The 10601-nt window shown below is 69.2% G+C and carries 10 protein-coding genes, 1 tRNA gene and 1 riboswitch; of the genes, 1 reads left to right on the plus strand and 10 read right to left on the minus strand.

All coding sequences use genetic code 11. The annotated features are described in order from the left end of the window. Positions 1-3: 3 nt before the first annotated feature. From JMO03_RS08610 to JMO03_RS08655, 10 genes are all read right to left on the minus strand, one after another. A complete protein-coding gene (locus JMO03_RS08610; protein WP_202842484.1) occupies positions 4-696 on the minus strand; it encodes a hypothetical protein in 693 nt (230 codons plus the stop codon). Then, positions 696-1220: a phage tail protein gene (locus JMO03_RS08615; protein WP_202842486.1), complete on the minus strand. Its 525-nt coding sequence runs from the start codon at positions 1218-1220 to the stop codon at positions 696-698. Before JMO03_RS08615 ends, JMO03_RS08610 begins: the two co-directional genes overlap by 1 nt. A gap of 10 nt (positions 1221-1230) precedes the next feature. Continuing rightward, positions 1231-2757 carry a phage tail sheath family protein gene (locus JMO03_RS08620; protein ID WP_202842487.1) on the minus strand — a complete coding sequence of 509 codons (1527 nt, stop codon included), beginning with the start codon at positions 2755-2757 and terminating at the stop codon, positions 1231-1233. 41 nt (positions 2758-2798) lie between these two features. Continuing rightward, positions 2799-3089 carry a hypothetical protein gene (locus JMO03_RS08625; protein WP_202842488.1) on the minus strand — a complete coding sequence of 97 codons (291 nt, stop codon included), beginning with the start codon at positions 3087-3089 and terminating at the stop codon, positions 2799-2801. Positions 3090-3377: 288 nt separating this feature from the next. After that, the gene (locus JMO03_RS08630; RefSeq protein ID WP_238346015.1) at positions 3378-4409 is read right to left on the minus strand and encodes a sigma 54-interacting transcriptional regulator; all 1032 of its coding nucleotides are present in this window, start codon (positions 4407-4409) and stop codon (positions 3378-3380) included. Positions 4410-4992: 583 nt separating this feature from the next. Further along, positions 4993-5562 (minus strand): manganese efflux pump MntP, encoded by a 570-nt coding sequence (locus JMO03_RS08635; RefSeq protein ID WP_202842498.1) that lies wholly within the window; start codon positions 5560-5562, stop codon positions 4993-4995. 39 nt (positions 5563-5601) lie between these two features. Beyond that, positions 5602-5742, minus strand: a riboswitch (yybP-ykoY riboswitch). Between the two features lie 354 nt (positions 5743-6096). Beyond that, positions 6097-6171 (minus strand) — tRNA-Val (locus tag JMO03_RS08640). A gap of 343 nt (positions 6172-6514) precedes the next feature. Further along, the gene (locus tag JMO03_RS08645; protein ID WP_202842489.1) at positions 6515-7366 is read right to left on the minus strand and encodes a tetratricopeptide repeat protein; all 852 of its coding nucleotides are present in this window, start codon (positions 7364-7366) and stop codon (positions 6515-6517) included. Positions 7367-7381: 15 nt separating this feature from the next. Continuing rightward, positions 7382-8008: a TetR/AcrR family transcriptional regulator gene (locus JMO03_RS08650; protein WP_202842490.1), complete on the minus strand. Its 627-nt coding sequence runs from the start codon at positions 8006-8008 to the stop codon at positions 7382-7384. A 16-nt stretch (positions 8009-8024) separates the two neighbouring features. Next, complete coding sequence (locus JMO03_RS08655) at positions 8025-8312, minus strand: acyl-CoA-binding protein (RefSeq protein ID WP_238346016.1); 288 nt, start codon at positions 8310-8312, stop codon at positions 8025-8027. A gap of 118 nt (positions 8313-8430) precedes the next feature. On the opposite strand from JMO03_RS08655, the gene JMO03_RS08660 reads away from it, so the two are divergent. Beyond that, positions 8431-10419, plus strand: a complete 1989-nt coding sequence (locus tag JMO03_RS08660) for an SDR family oxidoreductase (RefSeq protein ID WP_202842492.1) — start codon at positions 8431-8433, stop codon at positions 10417-10419. Positions 10420-10601: the final 182 nt, after the last annotated feature.

Below are 10601 nucleotides of genomic sequence, written 5' to 3' on the forward strand. Positions count from 1 at the left end.
GCGTCAACCTCCTGCCAGTTGCAGGTACGCGGCGCGACGCACCGGACCGAGCGCGAGGATGTCGCGCTCGCACCAGCCGAAGCGTTGCGCGATCAGCGCCACGTCCGACAACAGCCGCTCGGCCCGGGCGCGCAACACGCGCCACAGCAGGTCCACCGGATCGAGTGGCGCGTCCCAAGCGTGCGGGCAGTCCGGGCATCGCAGCGAGAAATCCAGCGTCGCGCCGGGCATCAGCGCCTGCATCCGCGCGCCGATCGCCTCGCGTGCTTCGGCCGTGGCAGGCAGATCGCCCTCCACGCAGCGCGCAAGCAGGGCGTCGGCGAAGGCCTCGGGCTCATCGATGCCTTCCAGGGCGTACAGGTCTTCCGGTGTCGGCAGGCGGAAGCGCGGGACGTCGTCGCGCCCGTCGAGCGCGTGCCATTGCGAGTCGTCGTCTGCCGCGTGCGTCCCGGGGGCGGGCAACGCCGCGACGCAGTGGCGCGCATCGATGGTGAACTCCACGGCCGTGCCGCACTGCGCGCAGCGGCCGATCAGCTCGGCGTCGACACCGAACAGCTCCATGTAGCGCTGCAGTGCCAGCCGGTTGCGCTCGGGCAGCGAATGCGGCGCCTGTCCGAGCAGCGCCCGTTCGCGCACCGCGGCGCGAGCGCCGACGGCGGCTTGCCACAGCTCCAACAATTGCGCGTCCTGCGCCATCAGGCCGGCTCGCTGAAGACCGGCTCGGACGGCTCGGCGACTTCGTAGTCGCGTTCCCAGCCCTCGTTCTCGAGCTTCAGGGTCTGGATCGCGACCGCATTCGCGTTCGCGTCCAGATCCGGCAGCGCCTGGTACTCCGACACCCAGCAACGGTAGATGCGGTACGCCAGCACCACCTGGCCGGCCTCGTTGTAGACCTCGAGGATCAGGTCCTTGCGGAAATCCGCGAGCGACACCTCCATGCCGAGCCCGGAGCCGTAGTTCCAGATCTTGTTCGCCCACTTCTCGAACTCGGGGTCGTGGGTCACGCCGCGCTCGAGCGTGAGCGCCTCGTACTTGCTGCGCCCGGGCGACTTGCGCGACGTGCTCGGGTCGCCGCCCTCACGGTGTTCGACCACCTCGGTGCTGCGCTTGAGCGCGGAGCACTTGCTGATGCCGGCGACGTAGCGCCCGTCCCACTTCAGCCGGAACTTGAAGTTCTTGTAGGGATCGAAGCGCGTGGGGTTGACGGAAAACTGTGCCATGGTCCGCTCCTCAGACTGGGATGTCGCCGGCGATCTGCTGCACCCGGATGACCACGAACTCGGCCGGCTTCAGCGGCGCGAAGCCGACGTGGATGTTGACGATGCCCATGTTGATGTCGGTCTGGGTCGTGGTTTCGCGGTCGCACTTGACGAAGTAGGCCTCGCGCGGCGTGCGCCCCTGGAACGCGCCCTGGCGGAACAGGTTCTGCAGGAACGCGCCGATGTTCAGGCGGATCTGCGCCCACAGCGGTTCGTCGTTGGGCTCGAACACCACCCACTGCGTGCCGCGGTACAGGCTTTCCTCGAGGAACAGCGCCATGCGTCGCACCGGCACGTACTTCCATTCCGAGGCGCGGTCGTTGTGGCCGTGCAGGGTGCGTGCGCCCCAGACCACCGAGCCGTACACCGGCAGTGCGCGCAGGCAATTGATGCCCTGCGGGTTGAGCTGGCCGTTCTCGGCATCGCTCATCGCCACTTCCAGCGCCGAGGCGCCGTTTATGCCGGCGTCGATCCCCGCAGGCGCCTTCCACACGCCGCGGCTGGCATCGGTACGCGCATACACGCCGGCGACGAAGCCGCAGGGCGGGAACGCGCGCGGCGTGCCCTGCTTGAGCGGATCGGGTGCACGCACCCAGGGGTAGTACAGGGCGGAGTAGTTGGCATCCGCGCCGGTGAGGCCATCGAGACCGTCGTTCATCATGTTCTCGACCGTCTCGCCTTCGGGGGCATCGACGATCAGGAACGCGCGGCGTTCGCGGCAGCGACCTTGAAGGGTCTGGATGGTCGATGCGTCGATCAGCCCGGGCACGCACACCAGGTTGAACAGGTCGATGCGGTCGGTGGGCGTGCCGATGCCGAAGCTGGCCAGCAGCGTGGTGCGGAAATCGGCGTCGTCGGCGGTCCAGGCCACGCCGTCGGCGCCGCCGTCGAGCTCGATGACGACCGCGTCATCCGGCGGATCGCCATCGGCCTCGACCGTGATGAACAGCGACCGCCCGTTCACCACGTCCTCGGCGAAGCGTGCATCGGTCGGGTCCATCGACAGGTTCTCGAATACCTCCACCACCGCGTCCTCGGTGGGATGGTCGATCACCTCCAGCTTGAAGCGTTGGCCGACCGGATCGGCGGCGTCCACGCCGACCCGGCGGGTCACGCGCACGCGTACGTCGTTGGCCCATTCCCCGGGCGAGCTGGCGGTGACCGTCAGGCCCTCGGCGCTGCCGCTGGCGCTGTCTGCGTTGAGACCGTCGTCGTCCTCGTCCTCCAGGCCGCTGGCCGCCAGCCGCAACACGTAGGCATCGCCGCCACCGTTGTCGAAGAACTGGCGCACCGAGTAGCCGAGCAGGGTGCGCTGGTCGAGGCCGCCGAAGCGGCGTTCGTAGTCGGCGAACGAGGTGATGCGCACGGCACGGTCCACCGGGCCGCGCGCGGCCCAGCCGATGAACAGCGCGATCGAGGTCGCTACCCCGGTGATCGTGCGGACGCCGCTGGAGACTTCCTCGATGTAGACGCCGGGGTAGGTGAGGGGTTGTGGCATGGAACTGCTCCTGGACTCGGTGGTGCGGGGATCGCCGGGATTCAGTGGCGGGTCGGCAGGGGCCGCGTGTCGCGATGGACGGGAGGCGCGACGGTCGCGAGCGAGGCATAGAGCTCGCTGCCGTCGAACAGGGCGGTGCGTTGCATCTCGTTGTCCCTGACCAGTTGGTCGAGCGCGCCGCGCAACTCGCGGTCGCTCACGCCCTGCAGGTGCGCGGGCAACCACCACAGGCGGATGCCGGCGATGCCGTCGGCGGCGCCCGGATGCCGCACCAGATAGCCGCGCAATGCGCGCTGCAGGTCTCGCGTGCGTCCGCGTTCGCCGGCCGGCATGGCCCCATCCATCGATGACGTGCCCGGCGTGTTCGGGCGCAAGCAGCGTGCCAGCGTGCGATGCCGTTTCGGATCAACGGGTTGCGGTGCGGGCGGGATGCGGCATGGGTGCATGGCATCGCAGGTGCGCCGGGCGGATGGAAGCGCAAACACGCAGCGCCGCGCGGCGTGGCGGGTGCGTGGGGAGGGTGGGACATCGCAACCCCACCCATGCGGCAGGAGCGTCGCACCCTGGCGCGGGGCATCGTGTCGTGGGTGGTGTGCGCGATCCATGCGCTGCATTCCGCCTCAGCCGTTCCGGTAGCGGTCGCAGTCGACGCCATGCTTCTTCAGCAGGCGACCGAGTGCGCGGCGGTCGGTCTGCGCCAGCCGCGCCGCGGCGCTCACGTTGCCGCCGGTATGCGCCATCACGTTGCACAGGTAGCGGCGCTCGAAGGCCGCGATCGCCTCGGCCTTGGCGTCGCGGAAGCTCGCTGGCCTGTCGCCTGCCGTCGTGGCCCGCGCGGGATCGGCGGCATACGCCTCCGGCTGCTCCGCGACGCCGTGCAGCACCATGCGATGCACCGCGTTCTCCAGTTCGCGCACGTTGCCCGGCCAGGGTTGTGCCTGCAGCCGCGCCAATGCCTGCGGCGCGAATTCGGGGCAGGGCAGGCCGTAGCGGCTGGCGTAGATCCGCGCGAAATGGCGGCACAGCAGCGGCACGTCGTCGCCGCGTTCGCGCAGCGGCGGCACGCGCAGTCGCAGGATGTTGAGCCGGTAGAGCAGGTCGCTGCGGAAGCGGCCGGCTGCGGCCTCGTCTTCGAGACAGCGATTGCTGGCGGCGAGGATGCGGGCGTCGGACACGGTTTCCTGCGACTGCCCGAGCACGCGGTAGCGGCGATCCTGCAGGAAGCGCAGCAGTACCACCTGGCCCTTGGGCGGCAGGGTGTCGATCTCGTCCAGGAACAGGGTGCCGCCCTCGGCATGGCACACCAGTCCGTTGCGCGGCGCACGCGCATCGGTGAAGGCGCCGCGCACGTGGCCGAACAGTTCGGATTCGAACAGCGCTTCGGGAATAGCCCCGCAGTTCACCGGCACGAACGGCCGGCTGCGGCGTTCGCCCAGGTAGTGGATGGCACGGGCGGCGAGTTCCTTGCCGGAGCCGGTTTCGCCGTCCAGCAGCGCCGGCGCGTCGGTGCGCGCGAGCATGCGGATGTCGGCGACCATGCGTTCGAACGCCGGCGAGGCGCCGAGCAGTCCCTGCGGCGGGCGGTCGGCGTCGGCCGCGCGGTCGCGGTGGAAGCCGGGGGGCTCGAAGGGGGGGAACGGCTCCGGCTTCATTCGTCCTCCGCACGTCCCGTTGCGTGCCGTGGCGGCGAGCAGCCGTCCACGGATCACGCAAGCAGGCCTGCGCTTGCTGCGCGGTCAATCCCCCTGAGTCGTCTTGGCTGGGGCGCCGCATCCTGCGACTGCGTGATCCGCAACCAGCGCGGATCACGCATGACCGGATGCCGGCCCCGGATCGTGCCACCCGACCCTCGCGGGTGCAGGCGAACACGATCCGTGTTCACAGCAGACAACGGCAAGGGTCGATGGCAGCGGACATCGTGCTCGGCCTGCATGGCAGGAATCGGCTTGCTGAAGATCCAATCCGTGACGCACGGCGCGAATTCCGCAACGGGCGGATCGACAGCCCGATCGCCTGCCGGATCGCGCGCGCCAAGTCCGGAGCGAGAGCACCCGGTGCCATAAGCACCTCGCTCCCCGCACCCTTCTCCCTCCGGGAGAAGGTGGCGCGAAGCGCCGGATGAGGGCCCGGCGAAGCGACGCAGGTGCGGACACCGCGCGAGCCGTGAACCGACGATCCGCGCGGCGGGTTCCCTCCACGTCGCATCGCCGGCGCTTCACCGCAACTTCCGCGGAATCACTGTGCCGCGAACACGTGCTCATACACGATCAGCGCACCCACCAGGATCAGGATCACGCCGCCCGCGATCTCCGCACGCTTGCCGATCAGCCTGCCCAGCACGCGCCCGGCCATCACCCCCGCCGTCACCATGCCGAATGTGCAGAGCCCGATGGCGGCAGCCACGACCAGGATATTGACGTCGACGAACGCCAGGCCCATGCCGACCGCCAGTGCATCGATGCTGGTCGCAAGCCCCGCAAGCGCAATCGTCCAGACGCCGCTTCCGGAACCGGCGCGCTCACCATCCGACCCGGCGTGGAAGGCCTTCCAGATCATGTGCAGCCCGAGTGCCGACAGCAGCCCGAACGCGATCCAGTGGTCCCAGGCCTCGATCATGCTCGAAGCGGCCGAGCCCAGCGCCCAGCCGACGATCGGCGTGATCGCTTCCACGATCCCGAAGATCAGGCCGGTGCGCAGCGCATCGCGCCAGCGCGGCCGCGCCATCGCCGCGCCCTTGCCGACGGCAGCCGCGAACGCGTCGGCCGACATGGCCAGGCCCAGCAGGAGGATCGAGAGGGGATGCATCGCCGTACCGCGGCGGGGCTGAGAGGCAACAAGCCGGGCGCGCGCCCCACCGAAGTGGCGTGCCGGGCTCGCTGGTCTCGCCAACCGACAGGTGCATCCGCCACGGCCGGTTCAGGCCAAGCATGTTGACGGATGCGCTTCCGGAACCGGAAGCAGGCTACTCCCCAAGGAACGGGACGGCCGAGAGTGCGTGGCCGTGCGGCAATTGTACCGGAGGCGAAGATGAACCTTCGCGACGCGGCATCCCGCAATCAACTATGACCTGGAAGGGCGACAGCCGTAACCTGGATCTTGGATACGCGAATGCGAGAAGCTGGCCTGCATGGAGGGAAGTGAAGCTAGCGGTTCCTCCGTCCAGCACTCGACGAGCCGCGCGCCATCAATCGCACGAAGCCGGTAGTTCCACTTGGGCCGACGCCTCATGGCGAGGGAACGGACCATACGGGTGTGGCAGTCACGGCGGACCATCGATCCGCGGAGGTGGGCGTTGGCCGCAGTTTTCCGGCCCGCCTCTGGCACGCAATCGCTGCGTTGTGGTGGGCGGTGCAGGGTTCGAACCTGCGACCCTTGCCGTGTGAAGGCAATGCTCTACCGCTGAGCTAACCGCCCGGATACGCGGAACCGGGTTGGCCGGGCGCGCGGCGTTTCCGCGGCGCGGGTGCGCGGGGGCGGAGACGGGACGCGAATTCTACGTTGCGGGGTGCAGGGGCGGCAAGCCCGGCCGGTGTCAGGCGGCCTGCCAAGCCGCGTTTCGGCCAGTACCGTGCCGCGCCTGGATCGCTGCCCGGGTGCCCAAGGCCACATTGCGCATGTTCGCGGGGTCGGGTCCAGGGCGGACGGACGGCAGTCAGACGGGAGCCGGGAGGGGAAGATGGCACGAGGCTCGTTCTTCCGGCCACGCACCACGCCCGGCTGAAGTACAGCCCGGCTTCGGCGCGGTTCGCTGCGCCCGCTACTCCAACTGCTCCCGCGCCCAGGTCGCATCCAGCGCTTCCATGGCATCGGCCGGCTTGAGCGCGGCGGCCTTCTCGTACGCCGCGGCCGCCTCATCCTCCTTGCGGTCGCCGTGCAGCAGCATCAGCACGTTGCCGTATTCGATGTGGGCGATGGGCGAGGCCGGGGTGAGCTTGAGCGCGGTCCTGATGTGGGCCTCGGCCTCGGCGGCCTTGGCGCCGTAGGTGAGGCCGCCGATCATGGCGCCGATCTTGCCGATGATCTCGGCGTGGTACAGGGCCAGGGCGGTGTGCGCTTCGGCATGCTTCGGGGCGAGTTCCAGCGCGGTGTCGAGCGCCTCGCGGACCTTGCCGGCGATGCCCTGCTTGAGCGCCTTGGCGATGCTCAGGCCCTGGCTGTAGCGGCCCAGGGCGAAGGCGAGGCGGTAGTGGCTGTTGGCCTCGTCGGGCAGGGCCTTGGCCGCGGCTTCGGCGAGTTTCGCGGCCTGCTCGAAGCGCTTGAGCTTCCCGGCCTCGTCGTCGACGAGGTAGGTGGCGTAGATGCCGATGGCCTTGACCGCCACCGAGGCGCCGACCGGGCCCAGCGCCTCGCCGGCGTCGAAGGCGGCCTTGAAGTCGCCGCGGTGGAAGGCGCGCCAGGCGTCCTGCAGTTGCGCGGCGAGCGCATCGGCATCGAGCCCTTTCGGCGCGGCCTTGCCGGCCGCCGCGAGCAGGGCGGCGGCGCGCTTGCCGTCGGGGAAGGGCTCGAGGTCGCCGGCATGCAGCCGCGGCCAGGCCTTCTTCAATGCATCACCGGTGTGGGCGTAGGGCTTGGCATCGAGGGGAAACGGGGTCCAGGCGGTCTTGGCCATGTCGGCTCCGGGGGATCAGTCGGTATAGGCGCGGATCAGCTGGTTGAGGTGCACGCGCTCGGCGTCGCGCAGGAACGGGGCGATCAGCATCATCACCTGCACGATGCCGTCGCGGATCGCCTTCTGCTCGTCGCGGTCGCCGCGGATCGCGGCGTAGTTGAGCCAGAAGGTGGCCAGCACCAGCAGGTTGGTGGCGGCGGCATCGATCTCGGCCGGCGCGGCGCGGATCACGTCGGCCTGCGAGAGCCCGCGCATCACCGCGTGGGCGCGGTCGTCGGCGCGCTTGAGGATGCGTGCGAAGCGGATGCGCAGGCGCCGGTTGCGGCTGAGGATCTCGAGCAGGTCGCGGTAGAGGAAGCGGTAGTCCCAGATGCACTCGAACACCAGGTGCAGTTGCAGCCAGATGTCCTCCAGGCCGGGCAGGCGACCGTCGGGCGGGTTGAGCACCTCGTCCATGCGCGCCTCGTAGCGCGCGAACAGGTGCTCGATGATGTCGTCCTTGTTGCGGAAGTGGTAGTACAGGTTGCCGGGGCTGATCTCCAGCTCGTCGGCGATGTGGTTGGTGGTGACGGTGGGCTCGCCCTGCGCGTTGAACATGGCGAGCGCGCAGTCGAGGATGCGCTGGCGCGTATCGCGGGCCATCGTGGTCGGCGCGCGCTCAGCCCTTGAGCTTGGCGACCAGCTCGATGTACTGCTGCTGTGCAACATCGCGCGGGGTGCCCTTGAGCCTGCTCCAGGCCTCGTACTTGGCGGTGCCGACGAAGTCGAAGAAGCCGGGTTTCTCGCCGCTGACATCGCCTTCCGAACCCTGCTTGTAGAGGGCGTAGAGGCGCAGAAGGGTCTCGTTGTCGGGGCGTTCGGCCAGGGTCTGCACGTCCTGCGCGGCCTGTTCGAACGTCAGCGTGGCCTTGGCCATCTCGCCCCCTCCCTGATAGTCCGGTGCCATGACACCACGCGCCTCCGGAGCGGTCAATACGCCGTGGATTGTCGCGCCGCACGCGCTCTGGCACCGTAGCGCGCGGGAGGGCGCCGAACGCGCCGACGATCGACACGGAGCGAACGACATGGGCTATTTCGTCACCGGCGCCACCGGCTTCATCGGCCGCTACCTCGTGGGCAAGCTGCTCCGGCGCAAGGGCACGATCCACGTGCTGGTGCGCGAGGGGTCGCAGAAGAAGTTCGAGGCGATCGCGAAACAGATGGGCTGGGACCGCAAGCGGGTGCTGCCGGTGGCGGGCGACATGACCGCGGCCAACTGCGGCCTCTCCGCCGCGCAAGTGCGCGCGCTCAAGGGCAAGGTGAAGCACTTCTTCCACCTCGCCGCGATCTACGACCTGACCGCGGGCGCGGAGGCGCAGCGGGCGGCGAACATCGAGGGCACGCAGCACGCGCTCGACCTCGCCGCCGCGCTCGAGGCCGGTTGCTTCCACCATGCGAGCTCGATCGCGGTGGCGGGGCTGTATCCGGGCATCTTCCGCGAGGACATGTTCGACGAGGCCGAAGGGCTGGACGATCCCTACCTGCGCACCAAGCACGAGGCCGAGCGCCTGGTGCGCAACGAGGCGCGGCTGAAGTGGCGCGTGTACCGGCCGGCCATGGTGGTGGGCCATTCGCAGACCGGCGAGATCGACAAGATCGACGGGCCCTACTACTTCTTCACCCTGATCAAGAAACTGCGGCAGATGCTGCCGCCGTGGATGCCCGTGCTGGGCATCGAGGGCGGACGCATCAACATCGTGCCGGTGGATTTCGTGGCCGATGCGATGGACCACATCGCGCACAAGCCGCGGCTCGACGGCCACACCTTCCACCTCACCGATCCCGAGCCGCTGCGCGTGGGCGAGGTGCTCAATGCCTTCTGCCGCGCCGGCCACGCGCCGGAGATGACCATGCGCATCGACGCGCGCATGTTCGCCTTCGTGCCGTCGGCGATCCGCGGCGCGGTCGGCAACTTGCCGCCGGTGAAGCGTTTCGTCGGCATGCTGCTTCGCGACTTCCGGATTCCGAAGCAGGTGCTGAAGTTCGTCACCTATCCCACACGCTTCGACAGCCGCGAGACCGAGCGCGCGCTCAAGGGCAGCGGCATCTCGGTCCCGCCGCTGGAATCGTACGCCTGGCGGCTGTGGGACTACTGGGAGCGCCACCTCGACCCGGACCTGTTCATCGACCGCACGCTCAAGGGCAAGGTGCGCAACAAGGTGGTGGTGATCACCGGCGGCTCGTCGGGGATCGGGTTGTCCACCGCGAAGCGCGTGGCCGAGGCCGGTGCGGTGACGGTGATCGTCGCGCGCGGCGAGGAGGAACTGTTCAAGGCGCGCGACGAGATGAAGGCCGCGGGCGGCAAGGTGTTCGCCTACACCGCGGACCTGGCGGACATGGCCGACTGCGACCGCTTGGTGGCGAAGATACTGGAAGAGCACGGCCACGTCGACGTGCTGGTGAACAACGCCGGGCGCTCGATCCGGCGCTCGATCGAGCTCAGCTACGACCGCTTCCACGATTTCGAACGCACCATGCAGCTCAACTACTTCGGCAGCCTGCGCCTGATCATGGGCTTCATGCCGGTGATGACCAAACGGCGCAAGGGCCACATCATCAACATCAGCTCGATCGGCGTGCTGGCCAGTTCGCCGCGGTTCTCGGCCTACGTGGCCTCGAAGGCGGCGCTGGATGCGTTCAGCCGATGCGCGCAGGGCGAGCTGTCGGGCAAGGGCATCAGCTTCACCACGATCAACATGCCGCTGGTGAAGACGCCGATGATCGCGCCGACCAAGATGTACGACAGCGTGCCGACGCTGACCCCGGAGGAGGCCGCGGACCTGGTTGTGAAGGGGATCGTCGAACGCCCGACCCGGATCGCCACGCGCCTGGGCATCTTCTCGGCGCTGCTCAACGCGGTCGCGCCCAAGGCCTACGAGGTGATCATGAGCACCGCGTTCGAACTGTTCCCGGATTCGGCCGCGGCCAGGGGCGACCGCGCTGCGCTCAAGGACGAGACGCCGAGCCAGGAGCAGATCGCGTTCGCGGCGATGATGCGCGGCGTGCACTGGTAGCGCGCCGCGGTGCGCCTGCTCGGGGGATGACCTCAGGCGTGTCGAGCCAGCGGTCGCGCCTGAAGGCGCTCCTACGGTAGCGGGTGTGCCGGGGAGGCAGACGCCAATGCGTAGGAGCGGCTTCAGCCGCGAACGCCGCGGCGACCCGCGGCCGAGGCGGTTGCGCAGGCAAGGTTGCCGAC

It is taken from the genome of Luteimonas saliphila, assembly GCF_016774335.1.
GTDB classification, from domain to species: domain Bacteria; phylum Pseudomonadota; class Gammaproteobacteria; order Xanthomonadales; family Xanthomonadaceae; genus Luteimonas; species Luteimonas saliphila.